15 protein-coding genes are annotated in these 19,887 nt (G+C 59.6%); 8 read left to right on the top strand and 7 right to left on the bottom strand.

Annotation, left to right across the window (positions count from 1 at the left end; genetic code table 11):
* The first annotated feature begins 79 nt into the window (after positions 1–79).
* The 8 genes from EDC27_RS02625 (at position 80) to EDC27_RS02590 (ending at position 9,184) form a co-directional block, all read left to right on the top strand.
* The gene (locus tag EDC27_RS02625; RefSeq protein ID WP_123289055.1) at positions 80–808 is read left to right on the top strand and encodes a tetratricopeptide repeat protein; all 729 of its coding nucleotides are present in this window, start codon (positions 80–82) and stop codon (positions 806–808) included.
* A 511-nt stretch (positions 809–1,319) separates the two neighbouring features.
* Positions 1,320–2,768 carry a radical SAM/SPASM domain-containing protein gene (locus EDC27_RS02620; RefSeq protein WP_123289054.1) on the top strand — a complete coding sequence of 483 codons (1,449 nt, stop codon included), beginning with the start codon at positions 1,320–1,322 and terminating at the stop codon, positions 2,766–2,768.
* The gene (locus EDC27_RS02615; RefSeq protein ID WP_123289053.1) at positions 2,755–3,726 is read left to right on the top strand and encodes an ammonia-dependent NAD(+) synthetase; all 972 of its coding nucleotides are present in this window, start codon (positions 2,755–2,757) and stop codon (positions 3,724–3,726) included. Before EDC27_RS02620 ends, EDC27_RS02615 begins: the two co-directional genes overlap by 14 nt.
* Positions 3,723–4,238 carry a hypothetical protein gene (locus tag EDC27_RS02610; protein WP_123289052.1) on the top strand — a complete coding sequence of 172 codons (516 nt, stop codon included), beginning with the start codon at positions 3,723–3,725 and terminating at the stop codon, positions 4,236–4,238. The genes EDC27_RS02615 and EDC27_RS02610 overlap by 4 nt, the downstream gene beginning before the upstream one ends.
* Positions 4,207–5,352: a 2-hydroxyacyl-CoA dehydratase subunit D gene (locus EDC27_RS02605; protein ID WP_123289051.1), complete on the top strand. Its 1,146-nt coding sequence runs from the start codon at positions 4,207–4,209 to the stop codon at positions 5,350–5,352. The genes EDC27_RS02610 and EDC27_RS02605 overlap by 32 nt, the downstream gene beginning before the upstream one ends.
* Positions 5,339–7,366, top strand: coding sequence for an acyl-CoA dehydratase activase (locus EDC27_RS02600; protein WP_170161534.1), 2,028 nt, complete (start codon positions 5,339–5,341; stop codon positions 7,364–7,366). Before EDC27_RS02605 ends, EDC27_RS02600 begins: the two co-directional genes overlap by 14 nt.
* Before the next feature lie 51 nt (positions 7,367–7,417).
* Positions 7,418–8,800: a sigma-54 interaction domain-containing protein gene (locus tag EDC27_RS02595; protein WP_123289049.1), complete on the top strand. Its 1,383-nt coding sequence runs from the start codon at positions 7,418–7,420 to the stop codon at positions 8,798–8,800.
* A gap of 12 nt (positions 8,801–8,812) precedes the next feature.
* Positions 8,813–9,184 carry a NifB/NifX family molybdenum-iron cluster-binding protein gene (locus EDC27_RS02590; protein WP_123289048.1) on the top strand — a complete coding sequence of 124 codons (372 nt, stop codon included), beginning with the start codon at positions 8,813–8,815 and terminating at the stop codon, positions 9,182–9,184.
* A gap of 868 nt (positions 9,185–10,052) precedes the next feature.
* On the opposite strand, the gene EDC27_RS02585 is transcribed toward EDC27_RS02590, so the two are convergent.
* The 7 genes from EDC27_RS02585 to EDC27_RS02545 all read right to left on the bottom strand — a co-directional run bounded on the left by EDC27_RS02585 (position 10,053) and on the right by EDC27_RS02545 (position 19,541).
* On the bottom strand, positions 10,053–10,397 hold the full coding sequence (locus EDC27_RS02585) for an SHOCT domain-containing protein (protein WP_211334746.1): 345 nt from the start codon (positions 10,395–10,397) through the stop codon (positions 10,053–10,055).
* Positions 10,398–11,381: 984 nt separating this feature from the next.
* Positions 11,382–12,731, bottom strand: coding sequence for a Ni/Fe hydrogenase subunit alpha (locus EDC27_RS02575; RefSeq protein WP_211334745.1), 1,350 nt, complete (start codon positions 12,729–12,731; stop codon positions 11,382–11,384).
* Positions 12,732–12,734: 3 nt separating this feature from the next.
* Complete coding sequence (locus EDC27_RS02570; RefSeq protein ID WP_123289045.1) at positions 12,735–13,673, bottom strand: NADH-quinone oxidoreductase subunit B family protein; 939 nt, start codon at positions 13,671–13,673, stop codon at positions 12,735–12,737.
* A 36-nt stretch (positions 13,674–13,709) separates the two neighbouring features.
* Entirely contained in the window at positions 13,710–14,822 is a 1,113-nt protein-coding gene (locus EDC27_RS02565) for a Coenzyme F420 hydrogenase/dehydrogenase, beta subunit C-terminal domain (RefSeq protein ID WP_123289044.1), read from the bottom strand.
* 14 nt (positions 14,823–14,836) lie between these two features.
* Entirely contained in the window at positions 14,837–15,277 is a 441-nt protein-coding gene (locus EDC27_RS16420; RefSeq protein ID WP_245994172.1) for a hydrogenase iron-sulfur subunit, read from the bottom strand.
* Between the two features lie 65 nt (positions 15,278–15,342).
* Positions 15,343–18,390: an FAD-dependent oxidoreductase gene (locus EDC27_RS02555; RefSeq protein ID WP_170161532.1), complete on the bottom strand. Its 3,048-nt coding sequence runs from the start codon at positions 18,388–18,390 to the stop codon at positions 15,343–15,345.
* A gap of 317 nt (positions 18,391–18,707) precedes the next feature.
* Positions 18,708–19,541, bottom strand: a complete 834-nt coding sequence (locus EDC27_RS02545; protein WP_170161531.1) for a nitroreductase family protein — start codon at positions 19,539–19,541, stop codon at positions 18,708–18,710.
* Between the last annotated feature and the right edge of the window lie 346 nt (positions 19,542–19,887).

Raw genomic sequence — 19,887 nt, 5'->3', positions numbered from 1 at the left:
GTTTTAAAAGTTAAGTTCCGATCTCAAGGTTGAAGCGGCTTCTCCCGCTCCCATACCGATTGTTGGAAAGGATCTCGCCATGCGCCTGGTCACGGGAATCATTGCGGCAATGCTTGTGTTGAGCAGCGGGCTGAGCGCCGGCCACGCCATGCAGACCGCCACGGACCTTGTGGAAAGGGCCCGCAAGGATACCATCATGTACCGTCGAGCGGCTTTGTACACGGAAGCTTTGGCTTTGGATGCCGGCTTAGTGGAAGCCCTCAGGGAACGCGGTACCATCTATTATTATCAGGGAAAGCTCGACGAGGCCGAAGCGGACCTCACGGCCTATATGGAAAAGGGCGGGCGGGACGTTCGAGGCCTGCTTTTTCGTGCTCTGGTTTTCATGAAACGGCAGCAATGGGAAAAAGCCCTGGCCGATCTCCAGGGAGCCGACGCGTGGGACGAAAAACGCAGCGATGGGCTTAGCTACCGTGCCGAAGTTTTCTACGAACTGGGCCGTGTTGCGGAAGCGGAAAGGGATGTGGCCGCGGTGCTCAGCCTCCATGACGACTCGACGGCCATGGCCCGCGCGCTTCTGGTGCGCGGCAGAATCGAAGCCGACCGCGGCAACTCGCTGGCGGCTCGGGAAGCCTATCGGCAGGCGGCCAGCGTGGATCCCACTGTGGGACTTCTCGGCACCTGGGCCAGTGTCTTCAGCCCGGAACAGGTGAGCCGCATCGGCTTTTGGGCTCTGCTCGTGTTGCCGGCCCTGCTCATCTTTCGCATCGCCCTTCCCAAACCCGTGCGACGCAACCGACGGCCTTAGTGATCGACCTTTTCGCTCTTAAGTCCTGGCGAGGGTGAATCGGCGCACGAGGCACCGCGCGCCGATCTGGTCAGGGCACCGCGAAGCGCCTCAAATCATCATATCGCCTCGGGTTCCATCCAGCGCGTGTTTCCGATTAACGAAACAGCACAGCTTCCTTAAGGCCTCTCAAGAAGTGTCGTCCACCGTTACCTCGTACCCTTGTCCTGCATGAAGACCTTGCGGAGGAATCCGGAGCTCTTCTGAAACAGGCCCACAGCCCGCGAGCGGACCTGGCAGGGGGTTGGCATGCACGATGCTCCTTTTGGCGAACGAGAAGCAAGACGGTCTCCGGGGACGTACCCCACGCCGTCCTTTCGCCATGGCGGCCGGGTTCGGGAAACTTCACGACATGTTTCAAATGTGAAACGGGTATTGTGAAACTGTTTCATGGTCGCAACAGCCGCTCGGCTTTTCCGCGCCGGCCCGTGCCTAAGGTCCAGAACCTTACCGATGGAAAGGAGGGAAAGCCATGAAGACCGTTGCCACAGGCCGTTTTCGAGAAAAGCTCAAGAGAGGCCTTTTGGTCATGGGGCTCAAGAGCAATCTGTTGCGCAACGCCACCTTGAAACAGGTGGAAAAGGCTCTCTACGATTACCTGGTTGTGGAAAACCCCGAATGTCGGCCCCGCCAGGTGCAGCGGCTGCGTTTTCAGGCCATGAAAAATCTTCTTCACGCCGGAGCCCGCGGCGCCCGGCGCGGCTTTATTGCCGACAAGCCTCTCGAGAGCCTGGCGGACACCTTTGTGGACAAGTTCGTTTTGGCCGACACGGAAAAGATTCGGGCCTTTGCCGCCTTTTACGGGTTCGATCCGCCGAGTTTCCTTGTGGTCAGCCCCACCGAAAATTGCAATCTGCGCTGCCTGGGCTGTTACGCGGGGGACCGCTCTCATCGTGCGGCCTCTTTGGAGGCGGCCGTTTTTCGACGGCTCCTTCGCGAGAAAACCGAGGCATGGGGATCGCATTTCACGGTCATTTCGGGGGGCGAACCGTTTCTCTATCGCAGTGCCGGCTGGGATCTTCTGGATGTGATCGCCGAAAACGCCGACAATTACTTTCTCGTGTTCACCAACGGGACCCTGATCGGCGAAGCCCTGGCGGAACGCATGGCCGAGCTGGGCAACGTGACGCCCGCCATTTCCGTGGAAGGTTTTGAAGAAGACACGGACGCTCGGCGGGGTTCGGGAACCCATCAAAGAATCTTGCATGCCATGAAGTGCCTGCGGCAGGCGGGGGTCCCCTTCGGCATTTCGGTGACGGCCACCCGTGACAATGCCGAACGGATCCTTTCGGACCGGTTTCTCGACTTTTACTTTGAAGAGCATGGTGCCGCCTACGGTTGGATCTTTCAATACATGCCCATCGGCCGCGATGCTTCCTTTGATCGGCTGGTGACGCCTGAACAGAGGCTGTGGATGCTGGAGCGAGAGCTTCAAGTCCTTGAGAAAAAAGGTTACTTTTATGTGGATTTCTGGAACGGCGGGGTCCTTTCTTTGGGATGCATCGCAGCGGGCCGTGCCGGTGGGTACCTCCATGTGGATTGGCACGGAAACATTGCCCCGTGCGTCTTCTTTCCGTACCACGTGGACAACGTCTACGATCTTTACGCTCGAGGCCGCACGCTGTCGGATGCCTTGAAATCGCCCTTGTTTGTCCACATTCGGCGCTGGCAGGCGGAATACGGATACAATCAGCCTCCCGAACGCGTGCGCAATCTCTTTCTGCCGTGCCCCATTCGGGATCATTACGCCGAGGCCCGCGCCATCATCGGGGCCACCGAAGCGCGGCCCATCAACGCGGAAGCTGGCCGTTCCGCCGAGGATGTGGAATACATGAGGTGCTTCATGGAATACGACCGCCGCCTGGAAGAGCTTTTGGATCCAGTGTGGGAGCGCGAGGTCAGGCTTGATGAAACGGGCTGAAGCGGTATCGCGGAATCCGCCGGCCGGTGAGACAAGCGAGGGGTTTTGGGAAGCGGCCTTTGTGGCATTCTGGAGGCGCACGATTCGGGAGGGCGTTGTGCGCGGCCCCTCTCGTGCCGTGGCCTTGGGTGCGAGCGGGGGCCTGGACAGTGCGGTGTGCGCCGCCCTCTGTGCGACCTCTGGAGTGCCCACGCTGGCGGTGCAGATGATCGATCGGCGGGTCCTGGGGGAAAACTACAATCTGCATCTTTACGAACGCTTAGGGGTTGAACTCATCCCTGTGGACATTACGGGCGTAGTGGGAGAGCGGGAAAAGCCTCTGCGGCTCCCGCCCTATTGGACGACACAGTTCGGGCTGCAGATCCTCACTCGACTGGCTCCGCGACCTTTGCTCTGGGCCTTGGTCCTTCGGATGAAGAGGTCGCCGACTCCCCCCCTGGTGGGGCGTCATTACGAGCGGCTTCTGACGGCCCACAGGGTCCGAAAGGCGGTGCTGGAGACCATCGCCGCCAAACGCGGGGCGGCCATCGTGGTGTGCGCCAACCGCACCGAGTTGGAACTCGGTTATTTTGTGGAAGGCGGCATTGACGATGTGACCATAGGGCGATGGGCTCCTTTGGCCGGGCTCTACAAATTTCAAGTGCGCCGTTTGGCCGCCTTTCTTGGACTCCCGCCGGCGGTCCTTGCGCAAAGACCTTCCCCGGGCTTTGGGGGCGTTGGAGATGAACATTTTCTTGGCCCGTACGAACTGGTGGATCTGGTTTTGCTGGGTTTTGGACGAGGGCTGTCGGACGCTGCGGTTCTTCAGGTCATGTCCCATTACGTGCGAAGCCTGCACAAGCGCTACTCAAGGCGGCTAAGGCCCTATCTCTGCCCGGGCTACGTGCGATACCTGCGATGCCTTTGGGAGATGAGGCTTAGGAAAGGTGGGGCGCAACAAGGAGGAGATGGGGCATGAACGTCCAAGACGTAGGTTCCGCGCTCAACAGGGGGCTGGCAATTCTCGATCAGATTCAAAGAGAATACCCCAAAGGGGAGTTCGATCGGGAGATGCTTCACGGCGACATGGACTTTCGTTACCGCAGAATTCACGAGCTGCGGCGGCTTTTGGATGCCTTGCCGACGGAAGTGCGCCGCTTTGCCACGTTCGCGCACGCGCTCCCTTACGAAAAGGCCATGGTGGTGCGGGTGTTGCGCCTGCTTCAGGAAGACCCGGCAGTTTTCCGCGGTGCGTCGGCCAAGGACCCGCAGGCCTTAAAGGCTGTCGCCGAGGAGGTGGCCCAGAAAATTGCCGGTCAGCTCTCTGAAGTTGTCCAGATAATCAGCCGCATGCGATTGGCAGGGATTTTGACCGCAACGTGGGAGATTTCGGAGCCATATCGGCCTGTGGTGGCGGCTTACGTGAGCGGGGCAGAATCTGCGGAAGGCTCACGGCTTGATGATGGGGGTGCGTGCCGTGAGTCGGCCTGAGAAAACGCTCCTTGACGGCAACGGCGCCGCTCCGGCCGTGGGCTGGTTGTGCTCGGCAACTCCTGAGGAACTCCTCTTGGCGGCCGGTTTTAGGCCTGTGAGGCTCTATGGGTTTGAAGCGCGCGGAGAAGAATCCGAGGCGGTTCTGCCGACCACCTTTTGCGCCTATGTCCACGGGGTGCTTCAAGCCGCCCTGAGCGGCGCTTTTCGGCATATGGCGGCCGTCGTGGTGGTGAACTCCTGCGATGCCATGAGGCGCCTTGCGGATGTGTGGGAGCGTCACATCAAGGCCCCGCCTGTGTATCGGCTCGATTTTCCCTTTGTCGGCGGTCCGGCGGCGGAAAGCTACTGGGTGGCAGTCCTGAAAAAACTGGCGGCCTTTTTAAAGGCCCTTTCAGGGAGGGCCATGACGGAGGCGGACCTTCGCCAGGCGGTGGCGATCCTGAACGAGACACGGCTCAGGGTGCGAACGCTGGATGGGTTGCGGGCTGCGCTGAATCGCGGGATATCCGGAACCGATTACATGCAATGGCTGGTCAAGGCTTTCGTGGAAGACAAGAGGGGTTTTCTTGCCGAAAGCGCCGCGCTGTGCACCCTCGCAGAAACTTTCAAAGACGGCATCGGGATGAATGTGCGTGTGGTGCTGGGCGGATGCGCGGGGGATGCGCGGCTTCTCGTGCGACGGGTGGAAGCGTGCGGGACCCAGGTTGTGGCCGACGCCCTGTGTACGGGAACACGCCATTTCGATACACTCGTTCGGGAAGACGCCGATCCGCTGCGGGCCGTGGCGCGCCGGTATCTCCACCGAGCGCCCTGTGCCCGGCGCGTGGACGCCATGGGTTTTGTGGATTACATCTTGCGTCTGGTTCGAGAAACGAAAGCGGACGGGGTGATTTTTCCGACCTTGAAGTTTTGCGACATGGTGCGGTGGCGACTCCCGCGCCTGGCCGCCGTGATGGCGCAGGAGAGAATCCCGTTTTTGCACGTGGAACGGGATGGATCGGCGGCTTCATGGGGGCAGATGGAAACCCGGGTGCAGGCCTTTGTGGAAATGGTCGGCAAGAGACGGGATCCGCCGATGGCGGGGAGGAAGGATAGGCATGCGGGACTTTGAGCGTTTGATGTTGCCGCTCATGGCCAGAGGTTTGCTCACCGTTGAAAAACTGAGAGCCATGACCCGAAGGTCGGCTCTCGATGCTTTGCACCATGAAATCCTGCGCTTTTTGGCCGCGTTGTATGCGAAGAGGAAACCCACGGTGCTGGCGGGCTTTTTCTTTCCCGTGGAACTGCTCCACGGCCACGGCATGACGCCCATGTTCGGCGAATTCCTGGCTTCGGCTTTGGCTTCCACGGGCCTTGAAAAAAGCGCTCTCACGGCAGTGGATGGGGAAGGCTTCCCCGTGGAAAGCTGCACATTTCACCGTGCCGCCATGGCCGCTTTCCTCAAAGGGTATCTGCCCTCTGTGGATGCGGTGGCGGCGACGACCCATCTGTGCGACACCCAGTGCAAGGCCTTGGAAGAACTGGCCGCACGCCTGGATATTCCCTTCATCGTCCTCGATGTTCCTCAGGAAGATACGCCGGAGGCTCGCACCTATTTGGCGCAGCAGATCGAGCACGCGGACAGTGTTCTGTCGACGCTGAGCGGGAAAAGACCGAGCCGCACTGACTGGGAGCGCGTTTTTGGCTACAGTAACGAAGCCCGGGCCGCGATGGTCCGGCTGAATAAGCTTCGAGCCGCAGCGCCTGCCGGCGTGTGCGGCAAGGACGTGAGCACGGCCTTGATTCAGGCGCAGCTCATGACCGGCCTGCCGCAGACGCCTCGGCTCTTGAAGCGCCTTGCGGAAGAGATTCGTTGGGTGTCGACCTCCGTGGATTCCGCCCATGGCGCCTTCCGCCTCGTTTGGCTCCTCACCTTTCCCTATTTCAAGGGAAATTTCGTCCCCTTCATGGAACGGACACTGAACCTGTGGCCCGTGCTGGATGAGATCACCCACGTGTTTTGGGATCCTTTGGATCCGCAGCGTCCCTACGAGAGCCTGGCGGTCAAGCTGCTTCAGAACCCCGGGCTGGGACCCGTGGACAGGCGGGTGGAGATGGTGGAGCGCATGGTGCGGGAGGCGAAACCCGACGGGGTGGTCCATTTTTCCCATTGGGGATGCCGTCAGGGCCAGGGCGGGGTGCGGGCTGTGGCGGAACTGTTGGAAAGGCTCAACGTTCCTTTTCTGGATCTTGACGGGGATTGCATCGACAGCCGCAGCTATGCGGAAGGGCCGACGCGGACGCGATTGGAGGGTTTCGTGGAGCTTTTAAGAACGCGTGCGGGAACACATCGAAAAACGAGCGCCTCGCGAGACGGGCTTTTTGCCGGAATCGACATCGGGTCCATGACGGCCAAAGCCGTGGTGGTGGACTCGCAAGGGGACATGGTGGCGCACATCATGAGCGCCACCGGGGCGAGTGCCCGTCGGGCGGCGGCCTCCCTGGATCGGTTCCTTCGTGAGGTTTCCCAACGATACGGGCCTGTGCGTCGATGCGTGGCGACGGGCTACGGCCGCAAAGTGGTGGATTTTGCCGACGAGCAGGTGACCGAAATCACGTGCCATGCGCGCGGCATGTGGCACCTGTTTCCCGAGGTGCGCACCATCATCGATATCGGCGGACAGGACACCAAAGCCATTGCGGTCAACGACCGGGGCGAGGTGGAAAATTTTCTCATGAACGACAAGTGCGCCGCGGGAACGGGGCGTTTTTTGGAACTCATGGCTCGAGCCCTGGAGATGGACATCGAGGATTTGAGCGCCCTGGGTGCCAGGGCGTCTCGGGCCGTGCCCATCAGTTCGGTCTGTTCCGTTTTTGCCGAAAGCGAGGTGGTCTCCCACATTGCGGAGGGGCATCCGGTGGAGGCCATCTGTCGGGGCATTTGCGAGAGCGTGGCAGAACGCACCGCGGCCTTGCTGAAAAAGGTCGGGCGGCGTCCCGTGGTCGCCATGACCGGGGGAGTGGCGAAAAACGTCGGGGTTGTGAAGGCCTTGGAGCGGCGTCTCGCAGGGCGCATTGCGACGGCCCCGGAGCCTCAGATCATCGGTGCCCTGGGAGCCGCCCTTCTGGCCCGGGACAGCGCCTGAAAAATGGCAACGTTTTGAAGCATTTCAAGGAAGGAAAGAGAGCGAGAGGTTATGAACGGCAGGCACGAAGAAGGTTTCCGCCCCGGGACAACGTCCGTGTGTGGTTTGACCGACGACGGGCACACCTGCTGTTTGATCATGAACAGCATCGGCGATGGGCTTTTCATGGTCGGCCGGGATCGGCGCATTGAAGGCTTCTTCAACCATGCCGCGGAACGCCTCACGGGGTTTCGTATCCAAGAGGCCCTGGGACGGACCTGTTATGACGTGTTACGCTCCGACCTGTGCCAGACCCAGTGCCCTCTGGACCTCGTTTTTCAGACCGGTGAAGGGGTTCGGGATCGCCCCGCGCGGATCGTCACTCGAGATCACCGGGAAGTGCCCGTGTGCATTTCGGTCTCCCCCATCAAGGATGATCAGGGGCGGGTGGTTGCGGCGGTGGAAGTGGTTCGGGATTGCAGTGTGGAGGAGGACCTCCGCAAGGTGCTACACGATTCTTACCATTTCGGCGAAGTGGTCAGCAAAAACCCGCTCATGCAGGAAATTCTTGAGCTTCTGCCCGTCGTGGCCGAAAGCCCCAGCACGGTGTTGATCCAGGGGGAAAGCGGTACGGGCAAGAGCATGCTGGCCCGCATCATCCACCAGCTTAGCCCCCGCCGCGACGGTCCCTTCGTGAAACTCAATTGTGGAACGATCCCAGACCCTCTCTTGGAATCGGAGCTCTTCGGGTATCGCAAGGGCGCGTTTACCGATGCGAAGAAAGACAAACCGGGACGTTTGCAAAGCGCTGAGGGCGGCACCCTTTTTCTTGACGAAGTGCAGTGCATGTCCGGTGCACTTCAGGTCAAGCTTCTACGGTTCTTGGAAGAACGGGTTTTTGTTCCTTTGGGCACCACAGAACCCGAGTCCGCCGATGTGCGCATTGTGGCGGCCAGTAATGTGGATTTGGAGCGCAAGGTTGAAGATGGCACCTTTCGAGCTGATCTCTTTTACCGGTTGAACGTGATCGGTATTCGGTTGCCTACGCTGGCGGAACGACGGGAAGACATCCCCTTGCTGGCTCGCCACATGCTGAAAAAGTACAACGCCGTGTGCGGGAAAAACATTCGTGAAATTTCGGAGCACGCTTTGAGTCTTTTGATGAACTATGACTTTCCGGGGAACGTCAGGGAGTTGGAAAACATCATCGAACACGCCTGCGTTCTGTGTTCCGGTCCCATCATCGAGGTGAAACACCTGCCCATGGATGTGGTGGGCAAGGTCCGAACCCGCCGCCGGGAAAACCCTGACGCCTCCCCTTTGGCCTCGTCCGAAGAACGCACCATCCGCTGGGTGCTGCGCAAGGTCGACGGCAACCGCGTGGAAGCGGCTCGAGAGCTGGGTATCAGCCGCGCGACGCTATGGCGCAAGATGAAACGTTACGGCATTTCTTAACCGGAGGTCTCCATGCCCGAGACGACCTCGCCTTTCGAACAGGGCTTCATCAAGGTGGCCATTCCCCGCTTCGGGCCCAATGTCGCGCCCCACTTCGCCACGGCGCCGGAAATCCTTTTGTGCGTCTTTCACAAAGGCCGCGTGCGCCTGCGAATACCTCTCGACATGGCAAAACAGACGGTGCAACAAAAACTGGAAAAGGTATTGGCCCTGGGCGTGCAAGTCTTCATTTGCGGAGCCATCGAGGAGCGGGCTCGGGTTTTCCTGGAACGTCGCGGCATTCGGGTGCTCAGCAATCGTTCGGGGCCGGTGGCTGAAGTTGTCCGCCGTTTTGCTTCGAAGGAAGAAAAGCAGAGGCCTTCCTCCCCCAGCCCGACACTTTGAACCGTCCCACCGTAATTACCATCCGCTGTCCCCTAAGGCGCAAGACCGATCGGTCAAGGGCCAAAGGCTGCTGGCCGTGGCCACTTGAAGACACGTTGCCGGACCGGCCACGTACCGATCATAGGCTATCTAGCTGGCGTTGGGCGGACCCCACATCATCCGTCACGTCGTCATATGGCCAAGTCAGAATGTGGGGCGAGGCGGCTTTTCATTTCCGCAAAAGCCGTCAAGACCGTTTGCCGATACCGAGCCACGGCTTCTTCGCAGGCCGCCTAAGGCTCTGCCGCACATTGGCGTTCAACCGGTCACCTTGATTTACGGGGAAAATGAGGGCCGGGTTGACGATCCAAAACAGACTCGCACTGTCGAACAAAGCGCTCAGATCCTTGTCTGGCGTTCAAATCCCCGCTCCAAAATCTCGCCCTCACTTCCAGTTTGATCAAAGAAAAAAACGTTTGTGACCGTTCCGTCATGAGCTGAGGCGGGGTATGCGGCGTGGCGCAGCCTTTCCATAAGGTCACTAGGCCATCCCGGATGCGAAGCGACGGGTGGGCCGACCTTCAGGAGGCTTCAGCCAAAAAAAAAGCGACGGATTCTGTACCAAAGCAGCGCCAAGGGCGTTTCGAACGTGGCCCGCTACATGGCGTTGTCCGAAACCTGGGCCTTTGTGGGTTTTCAAACGGCTGTCGCCGAGGCGGAGGCGGATTTTACGGCACGGTGCACTCATCCCTGAAAATTGCGGCGGCGACAATGGCCCATACCATCCGTACAAGACCTTTGGGACCCGTTCGCGCGTCCCCATCATCGGCTCTTCTGTTCGCCGTCCGCCGTTGAAACCGGCGCCACGGGCTTGAGCTCTTTAGGACACTCACCGGATCTGGCCCAGCATTTTGTGAAACTCCTCTTCCGTGATCTCGCCCCGGGCATACCGCTCTTTGAGAATTTCCTCAGCCCGTGACGACCCGGTCGACGGCCGCGCGTCGTCCGGTGAAGACCGAAGCAGTCGGCGGATCACAAGGATCATGGAGACACAGACAAGCACCCAGAAAAGGACGCCGAAAATCAAGGGAAACCATCCTCCGGCCCATCCCCCGAAAAAAGGACACCACGGAGAGGCCCACGAACCGAGACCCGTAGCCAACCACGGAGCTCGCGCCTGGGCGCCGAAAGCCTTCATAACCATGGTCAAGACAGTCGATGCGGTGTGGATCATGATGACACCTCCATTTTTTTCACCCAAAGCGTAGGGCACAGAACGTGCCAGAGCAAGGTTTCTGTCACGCCAGTCATGACGGGATGTGAAGGCGGTCCGTGCCGCGGCGCTTTCAGGTCTCTGGATCACAACGATCCGTTCGCCCGCAAACCATGGATATTTTGAAACCAGCCTGCCCATGGACTTCATGAACGCACATGGGAATGTGTGCCATAATCATAATATGTTGCGCCTTCCAACGAGCGGCGAAGGCGATGGGGGCCCACAGCCCCACGGAGTCCATGAGGCATTGGAGCGATTCCACCCGAAGATGCTCCTCGATGACCTTAAACCGCACGGCAACGATGGCCGTCACGATGAACACAAGAAGCGCTGCAGCGCTTTCTTTCGATTCTCGGCATCTCTTGTGGCCGCTTCGTCCATAACGTCAACGCCTTGAGCGCTTATGTGCCGAAAGCACCCCGAAATGAAAATGGCGTGCACACAAAGCCTTCGATCCGGCCTCCTTCACCACATTCCGCCCATGGACTGGTGGCCGGCGTTTTCTCGGACTTGCCCACCGGTACCCTGGACGGCCGGCGTAGTGGTCGATGAGACTGGCCCCAGGTCATCTTAACCCGTACGGGCGTTGTTTGAAGAGGCCGATTGCGAGGAAACTCGCACAACATTGGCGCGGTTTCCACACAAAATCTCAATTAACCGAGCAGGGCTGACGGAGTGCTTGCTTGGAAGGGTGACGAGCGGCGCGCAAGTGGTTGCCCATGGGCTGGATAGGGTTCCTTCCGAAAAAAAAAGGGGGGCTTCGAAGCGCATGAAAGGCACCCGAGCCCCCTTCTGTTGAGGCGATGAATCGTTTCGAGCACGCCCCGTGAGGTGTCAGACGGTGCTCGATCGCGGCCAGCGGACGATTGGAGTTCCGGCCGCGTCAAGGATGGTGATCTGGATTGCCGATTCGCCGTCCAGGCGATGAGTGGCGCAGGAAATTCAGGGGTCGTAGGCGCGCACCGCCATTTCCACGCGGTTCAAAAGTCCCTGATCCACGACGCCTTGGTGAATGAGGGATCGAGCCGCCTGCTTAACGCTCAGGTTCATGGGAGCGATGTTGTGGGTGGTTCCGACAATGAGATTGGCTCGAGTGATCAAGCCGTTCTCGTCCGTGGAGTAGTCATGAATGAGGGTTCCGCGGGGCGCCTCCACGCTGCCGACGCCGCGGCCCGCTCGAGGTTCCACCTCGGCCCGAACCTGGGGATCGCAAATCTCGGGATCCTCCAAGAGTTCAATGGCGTGCTCGCAGGCATAGACTTCTTCGATAAGCCGGGCCCAGTGATAGAGGAGCGTCGCTTGGGCGGGGCGGCCGAATTTTTCGCGGAATTCCTCCAATTCCGCCTGCGCTCGAGGGGTGGCGATGCGATCCGCCACGTTGATGCGGGCTAATGTATTGGCCCGATAGATGCCTCGAGGGTTGTTTTCGTCGAGACAAAAGCCTTCGTTCCACACCTTGGCATAAGGCATTTTGGCGTAGGAATACGGTTCCACATGTTCCCCGAGAACGTCGGCGTAGTCCTGAACGTCAAATTCCGTAAAGGTTCCGTCGGGTTTCATGAGGCGAACACGCCCGTCGTAAAGATTTAGGGCGCCCGTCGCATCCACCGTGCCGATAAATCCCGTGCGAATGACTCCCAGGGACTGAATGGTTTCCATGTACGGGGGAAAAACTTTGGTCTTGGCAAATTCCAAAGTAAACAGCGCAAAATCCAACAGCTCCCGCATTTGGGCGAGAATTTCCCGGCGGTCTTCTTCAAGCATGGGTTTGGAAAAACCACCCACCACGCCCGCAATGGGATGGATGGCTTTGCCGGCGAATTTTTCCAGAACCATCTTGGCGCGATGCCGCATGTGCACCACTTTTTGGGCCAGTTCCGGATGTGCCTTGGCGATGCCGATTACGTTGCGCACCGAGTAATCAGCATCGGGGCCGATGACGAAATCGGCGGCAGCCAAAAAGAAAAAGTGCAGCAGTTTATCTTCCGCATGGGCGATGGTCTGCATGAGTTCCCGCAGCTTTTGAGCGGCCGGGGGTGGCGTGACACCAAAGCAGCGGTCCACCGCCTTGTTGGATGCCAAGTGGTGCATCCAGGGGCAGATGCCGCAGATGCGGCTGACGATGCGAGGCACCTCTTCGGCAGGTTTGCCTTCGATGAATTTTTCAAACCCTCGAAGAGACATAATGTTGACGCGCGCATCCTGAACATCGCCCGCCTCGTTGAGCTGAATCTGAATGGAGGCGTGGCCTTCGATGCGCGTGATGGGCTGAATATGAATCTCCCGACTCATGGTCTAACGCTCCTTTCGCGGCCGTGAAGGCCTGAGCAACCGGTGGGCTCCCGCAAAGCGCAGAAGCGACGGGAATTCCGGAAGAGATTTGACGTCGATGCCGTTGGAGGCCAAAGCGTTGAGCATGTCCAGCATGGGGTTGCCGTCGTGGCGCACGGGGCCGTAACAGCCGCGACAGGGGACTCGGGCGGCGATGCATCGCGGCGTTGTGGCGTCCCCGCCGCAGCCGGCTCGTGTCACAGGGCCCATGCACAGGAAGCCCTGTTCCAAAAGACATGGCATCTTGTCCAGAGGTTCCCTCGGGCTGGAATAGAAAGGATTTTGCAAAAATCGGCGCAGCTCCGTCAGCTTTCCCTTGCCTTCGCGCACCGTCGGACACGTGTCGCAGACGCTTTTGGCGGGAAGTTCCGGCATTGTTCCTTGCACGAGGGCTGTGAGTGCCGAGAAGAGCTGGTCTGGGTGCGGCGGGCATCCCGGCAGGTACACATCCACGGCAATGTGTTCGTCCAAGGCCGAGCATCTGTCCAAAAGCTGAGGGACAGGGGGTTCAAAGGTTCGAGGGTTTTCGTCGGTACTTTCCGTGGTAAAGCACCGTTCCAAAAGATCCGATACCGGAAAGCTGTTGGCCAAAGCGGGAATGCCTCCATGCGTGGCGCAGGTTCCCAAAGCGATGATCACTTTGCAGCGGGATCGCATGTGAGCAGCGATGTGCGCATGTTCTTCGTTGCGAATGCCGCCGCTGATGAGACCCACTTCGGCTTCGGGAATATCCACGTGCTTTTTGTCTCCGGTCTGGCCGAAATACTTGTGATCCAACAGAACCGGCATATGGACGATTTCCACAAGATTGAGCACGTCCAGAAGGCGTTCCCCCAGATCCACCAGGGAAATTTCACATCCGGAACAGGCATTGAGCCATTCACTGGCTACGGTCACTGACATGGCTGGTCCTCCTCACGCGGCATCCGCCCCAAAACATTACAGGGCGACAACCACAGCTTTTCCCAATTCACGGCGATGCTCCCTGGCCTCGGCGCGTTTACGCGCCGCCGCCCTCATGACCGCTTCAAGAACCTTGTCCGACAGGCCTGGGTCTTGATGACGATCCATTTCTTCCACCGTTCGGCCTCGCGCATCCAAATAGGCGGCGCGGCCCTTGGGAGTTCGCGTGATGAAGGACGTCCAGCCTTCGGGAGCGCCAAGGCCGCCGAAGGAAATGTCCGCCACTTCGGCGCTGTAGTCTTCGCAGTATCGGCAGGCGTGCCGTTTGAGGCGGTCCAGAACATGAAGGTCTAAGTGCCGCACCGTGCCGTCCTGAAGGTGGACCTGAAAAAATTCCTTGACGTTCATCTTGACCACCTGATCCCAGGAAAAATTTCCGGCTCGCGCCAGTTCCAGGCGATGGGGTTCGTCGAAAAGGAAGTTCCCGGAACAATAGAGGCCAAAGCAGAACGCCACCGATTCGGACGGCACGACGCCCAAGGTTTCCATGCGTCGAAACGCCTGAATTTGACACGGGGTTCCCACAAGGGCCACCCGGCGAAGCCCTTTGCTCATCAGAGGGCTCATGGCTTCCACGCTGGCTCGCGCCATGTAAGCATCGCCCAGCCCCGCCACATTATGGCTGGTATCAAAGAAAAACCCCCGAGACTCCATGATCTCTTCAGGCGATGTGGCCAAATAAGGCTCCCGCTGGTACGGGCCCACTCGCTTGGCCACAATGGCCCCGTCGATGCGCCCTGTGTGAAACAGATGCAGCAACAGAGCCGTAACCAAACCACCGTCCGTGGCGTGAGCGCGCACTGCGGCGTCTGAAGCGCGGGCGACGCCCGCGCTCAGAACGCGCCCAATGGGGGCGCTCCAACTCAGGCGGTGGCGTGTCTCCGGCTCCAATTCGTCGATTTCGGGGCAGACCGCGTGGCACAGGCCGCATTCGATGCATTTTTCCACGTCTTTGTACCGAGGGCGGCCATCTTCGCCGATTTCCAGGGCGCCGTAGTTGACGGAAGTGCATAGGGAGACGCAGCCGCCGCATCGATGACACAATCCCGGCTTGATCACCTCTTGGAGCAAATGGAAAAAAGTTTTCATTGCCGCTCCTCCTTTCAGGCGCACCGGGCTTGGCCCGCCCCCGATTCCTTTAAAGGATTGGGGCCGAGGGCTCGAACCTTTTCCGTAAACCGGGTCACCAGTTGGGCAAACCGCGGGGCTTCGGCGGAGGAAACCCATTCAATGGCGAACCGTTGCGGGTCGATGCCGAGGTTTTCCAGGGCGATGCGTACGGCGTGGCTTCGGGCCAGGGCTTTTTTATTACCGTCCAGGTAATGACATTCGCCCAGGTGTCAGCCCATAACCAGAACGCCGTCGGCACCCTTGAGCAGCGCTCTGGCAATGAGGTCCGGAGGCACCATGCCCGAACACATGACCCGTATGGGCCTCATGTTTGGGGGGTATTGAAGCCGGGAGACACCGGCCAGATCCCCGCCGGCATAGGCGCACCAGTTGCATAGAAAACCGACGATCACGGGTTCAAAGGTTTCGTTCATCGAATGCGCTCCTTTGTGGGCCGCAGGGTCCTTGTTCTGGATCGATCCTGCACCATTGATGGAATTTAACAAACTTCAGCCAACAAGGCGTCGATCTGCGCTGCCAACTGGTTCAGGGTAAAGCCGTGCACCAGGACGCCCCCTTTGGGACACGTCGCTTCACAAAGCCCGCAGCCCTTGCACAAGGCCGGGTCGGTTCGAATGCGCCGACGCACCGCCGATCCTTTGACCTCCTCCAAGGCAATGGCGTGGTACGGGCAGACATCCAGGCACAGGGCGCAGCCGTCGCATTTTTCCGTGACGTAGGATTTGATGGCGTCCAGCTGCATCTCTTCTTTGGAAAGCAGCACGGCCGCTCGAGAGGCTGCGGCTCGCGCCTGCGCAATGGTTTCGTCCAGGGGCTTGGGATAATGGCACAGGCCGGCCACAAAAAGGCCGTCTACCGTGAGGTCCACGGGACGCAGCTTGGGATGGGCTTCGGTGAGAAAGCCGTCGGCGTTGACGCTGCACTTGAAAAGATCGACCGCATCGTGGGTGGCGTTGGGTTCGATGGCTGTGGCCAAGACCACATAATCGGCGGGGATGCGCAGCCTGCGCTGCAAAATGGGATCAAGCACCTCAACCTGTAAGGCCCCGTTGTGGACCGCCACCTGAGGCTTTGTGCCCAGCGTGTATTGAACGAACACAACACCCATGGCTCGAGCCTTTTGGTAGAGCTCTTCCCGCATGCCGTAGGTGCGCATGTCCCGATACAGAACGTAAATGTCCATATCGGGGTTCATGGCCTTCATGCGAAGGGCGCTCTTGACCGTATGCGTGCAGCAGAGCCGCGAACAATAGGGGCGCCGTGGTTCGCGCGATCCCACACACTGAATGAACACGGCACGGTGAGCCGCACGCACCGCGTCCGGTTGCTCAGCCATGAACGCATCCCATTGAAGATGTGTCATCACGCGGGAATCCTGGCCGTAAAGGTATTCGTCCGGCTCGGCCTGACGGCCTCCCAGAGCTAACACCGCGGCGCCGTAAAGGATTTCCCGTTCTTCTCCGTTGACGCTCACGAGGCTTCGAAAACTACCCACGGAACCTTCCACCGTCTTGAGCTGCGCCGATTTCAGGACCGTGATGCGGGGATGGTTTTCCACCTGGGCGATGAGCGCTTCCAGCATGGGCCGGACCGGTTCCCCTTGATCGTTTTCCAGAAGATTCCAGGCATGGCCTCCCAACCGGTCCGCTTTTTCCACCAAGACGGCCTGAAAGCCTTGGTCCGCCAGATACAGCGCCGCGTTCATCCCAGCCACGCCGCCTCCCACCACCAAGGCCTTTTGAATCACATTGACCTTGAGACGGCTGATCGGGGCGTTGAGGGCCGCTTTGGCCACGGCCATGCGCACCTGATCCTTGGCCTTTTCCGTGGCTTTTTGTGAATCCTGCTGATGAACCCAGGCGTTCTGATTGCGAATGTTGGCCATTTCCACCAGAAAGGGGTTGAGTCCCGCTTCGCGCAGGGTGTCTTGAAATAGGGGTTCGTGGGTTCGCGGCGTGCACGCGGCCACCACAATGCGGTTCAGCCCCATTTCCTTGATCTTTTGCGCGATAAGAATCTGCGTGTCCGCCGAACAGGTGAACAAATTGTTTTCCACGTGAACCACGTGAGGAAGCGTTCGGGCGTACTCGGCCACCGCCTTGACATCCACCGTGTTGGCGATGTTGATGCCGCACGAACAAACAAAAACACCGATTCTCGGCGGTTCTCCACTCACTTCGCGTTCCTCGGGGTAGGTCTTGGCGCGGGTGAGGCTTCCTCGAGCGGTCCACAGAGCGCGCGCGCCTTCGGCCGCCGCCGTGGAGGCTTCCGTCACCGCGTGGGGAATGGCTTTGGGCCCATGAAAGGCGCCGGTGGCGTAGATGCCGGGGCGGGTTGTGGTGACCGGATTGAAGCCCGAAGTCTTGGCAAACCGATGGGCCGTGAGCTCAATGCCCAGCGCGGCGGCCAGGCTTTGCGCATCTTTGGGCGCTTCCAAGCCGATGGACAAGACCACCATGTCAAAGGCTTCCGAGACGGCGTGCCCCGTGTCGTCCACGTACTGGATCACCGCCCCTTTGTTGTCCGGCCCGGGTTCGATGGTATGGGGGCGGGCTCGAATGAACCGCACGCCCACCTCTTGGGCATGCATCAGGTAGCGTTCAAATTCCTTTCCGTGCGTGCGCATGTCCATGTAAAAGACGGCGTGCTGCAGATCGTTGCCGCTGCAGTGCTCGGCCGTCACCAGGGCCTGTTTGATGGCATACATGCAGCAGACGCTTGAGCAATAGGCGTTGGTGCACTGATGAATATTGCGCGACCCGACGCACTGTATCCAGGCGATTCGCCGAGGTTCCTGCTCATCGGAAGGGCGCACGAGATGACCCTGATAAGGCCCGTTGGAGGCCAACAAACGCTCGTATTCCAAGCCGGTCACCACATCACGAATGTGGCCGTAACCGTACGTATCCAACCGCGTGGGGTCAAAGGGCTCAAAGCCCGCGGCCACAATTACGGCCCCCACATCCATGGTGAACGTCTTATCCGTGTCCTGAAAGTTGATGGCGCCCGTGGGACAGAACTTTTCGCAGGCGCGACACTTGCCTCGAGTCAGGTAAAGACAGTGGTCGGCATCGATGGCGTATTTCAAGGGGACGGCTTGGCCGTACTTGATGTACGCCGCTTTGCGCTTGCCTCGGCCCATGTTAAAGGGGTCATCCACTTTTTTCGGACATTTTTCGGCGCACAGCCCGCAGGCGATGCACTTGTCCATGTCCACATATCGTGGGCGCTGATGCACCGTGACCTGAAAGTGTCCTAAAGATCCCGTGACGTGGACGATTTCGGAAAGGGTAAGCAGTTCGACGTTGAGATGGCGGCCGACCTCGACCAGCTTGGGCGCGATAATTCACATGGCACAGTCGTTGGTGGGAAAGGTCTTGTCCAGCTGGGCCATGACCCCGCCGATGCCCGAAGATTTTTCCACAAGGATGACTTTGTAGCCGGAATCGGCCAAATCCAGGGTGGCTTGAATGCCCGCAATGCCACCTCCCACCACCATGATCGATCCAAGGGGTTGTGCATGCATAGCTTTTCCTCCATGGGTATCCAACCGCCCCACCGGGGCGATTCCTGATACGGCCAAGCGCGCTCCGAAATCTCGGGACCTTTTGGACCTTTTCCGCAAAGGTTTTCAAGGCAAGGCGCCCGTAAAACGGGGCCCGCCGCGCCGTCCATCCGCGCCATGGCGCCTGAAGAGCTTTACGCGCCGGATAAAAAGGCCGAGTTGACCGGGGCCGGCGCGTTGGTGCCAAAGGCGCGGACGCCTTCGTGCTGAGGTATCGCGGCGAACCTTACGATGGGCGAAAAAAGTGTGCAAGTATTTTTTGCACAAAATGCACAATTTCAGTGGGCCCCCGGCCACCAGCGCACCTGCAGGGGATCGCGTTCCGGAAGCCGTCGAAAGCGCACCTCGGGATAGCCGGCCATCAGACAGCCCATGACGGCGTGGTCTTCAGAAAGGCCCAGAAAGTGCCCCAGGTCAGGGCGTTCCATGGCAAAGGCGTTGACGTATCCCGCCCAGCATGTGCCCACACCCCACGTCGTGGCGTAAAGTTCCACGTATTCCAGGGCCAGGTAGGTGGTCACGCGGGCGGCCTTGTGGGATCTCGGGGCCGAGGCCACGATCAGGTGCGGGGCATGGCGCACAATAGGGTCTTCGCCTCGTTCATAAGCTCGCACGATGCCCGCCATGTGCCACTGGGTGGCGAGAGGCGACCCCTGGTCCACAAGATCTCGCATCCACTGGACAACCATGTCCCGAACGGCGGCCACGCCCTCTCGGGAAAGAATCACGGTAAAGGTCAGTCCTTGGGAGTTGTGGCCCGACGGAGCGTATCGAGCGGCTTGCAGGACCTTTTCCAAGACGTCTTTCGGTACGCTTTCGGGGCGGTAGCAGCGCGTGGAGCGCCGTGATCGAAGAAAGCGCAGAGCCGTTTCCGGATCCAGCACGGGAAAGCGTTCCAGAGGGCTTTGGGCCGCTCGAGGGGCCCGAGCATGATCCAGAGCGCCCCGAGGGCACGCGGCCACGCAGTGCCCACAGGCAATGCAAAAAGAAGCCATGCCTCGGCGCACGGCCGGTCCCGTCTTGGCATCCACCGCAAGGATGCCCGCGGGACACACCCGAGCGCACGTTCCATCCCGATCACATTTTTCCACGTCCACACGAATCAGTGCCATGCGTTCCTCCCTTTTCTTGAATGTCATCGACGTAGGCATTGGACACAATGACCCCTTTCAAAAAATCATCCGCGCGCTGATGAAGCCTTCAAAGATCCCTGCGGGTCAAGACGTGGTGATGGGCTTTCTACGAGCAACCACGTGGGCGGAGGGTGTCTTTTCTCATGAAGAAACCTTAAGGTCCTTGCATGGTAGGATCGTGCCCTCGTGGTCTGGGGACCAGTGCACGACCGTTGGGCGCCCCCCTTAAAGTTGGGGAACTCGGTCTCAAACCCTGCCCCTAGAATCACCTGTCATGCCCGTTTTTAGGCCCTTGCCGTGCTGTGAAAAAAAGCCGGCTCCTCAC

The organism is Desulfosoma caldarium (genome assembly GCF_003751385.1).
Classification (GTDB): domain Bacteria; phylum Desulfobacterota; class Syntrophobacteria; order Syntrophobacterales; family DSM-9756; genus Desulfosoma; species Desulfosoma caldarium.
Note: the sequence above shows the minus strand (reverse complement) of the source record. Positions and strands in the feature narration are given on the sequence as shown.

Coding starts and splice junctions, on each gene's coding strand:
- EDC27_RS02615 (WP_123289053.1), top strand. CDS start 2,755: ATGAAACGGGCTGAAGCGGTATCGCGGAATCCGCCGGCCGGTGAGACA.
- EDC27_RS02565 (WP_123289044.1), bottom strand. CDS start 14,822: ATGAAAACTTTTTTCCATTTGCTCCAAGAGGTGATCAAGCCGGGATTG.
- EDC27_RS02610 (WP_123289052.1), top strand. CDS start 3,723: ATGAACGTCCAAGACGTAGGTTCCGCGCTCAACAGGGGGCTGGCAATT.
- EDC27_RS02605 (WP_123289051.1), top strand. CDS start 4,207: ATGATGGGGGTGCGTGCCGTGAGTCGGCCTGAGAAAACGCTCCTTGAC.
- EDC27_RS02585 (WP_211334746.1), bottom strand. CDS start 10,397: ATGATCCACACCGCATCGACTGTCTTGACCATGGTTATGAAGGCTTTC.
- EDC27_RS02600 (WP_170161534.1), top strand. CDS start 5,339: ATGCGGGACTTTGAGCGTTTGATGTTGCCGCTCATGGCCAGAGGTTTG.
- EDC27_RS02575 (WP_211334745.1), bottom strand. CDS start 12,731: ATGAGTCGGGAGATTCATATTCAGCCCATCACGCGCATCGAAGGCCAC.
- EDC27_RS02595 (WP_123289049.1), top strand. CDS start 7,418: ATGAACGGCAGGCACGAAGAAGGTTTCCGCCCCGGGACAACGTCCGTG.
- EDC27_RS02545 (WP_170161531.1), bottom strand. CDS start 19,541: ATGGCACTGATTCGTGTGGACGTGGAAAAATGTGATCGGGATGGAACG.
- EDC27_RS02590 (WP_123289048.1), top strand. CDS start 8,813: ATGCCCGAGACGACCTCGCCTTTCGAACAGGGCTTCATCAAGGTGGCC.
- EDC27_RS02570 (WP_123289045.1), bottom strand. CDS start 13,673: ATGTCAGTGACCGTAGCCAGTGAATGGCTCAATGCCTGTTCCGGATGT.
- EDC27_RS02620 (WP_123289054.1), top strand. CDS start 1,320: ATGAAGACCGTTGCCACAGGCCGTTTTCGAGAAAAGCTCAAGAGAGGC.
- EDC27_RS02625 (WP_123289055.1), top strand. CDS start 80: ATGCGCCTGGTCACGGGAATCATTGCGGCAATGCTTGTGTTGAGCAGC.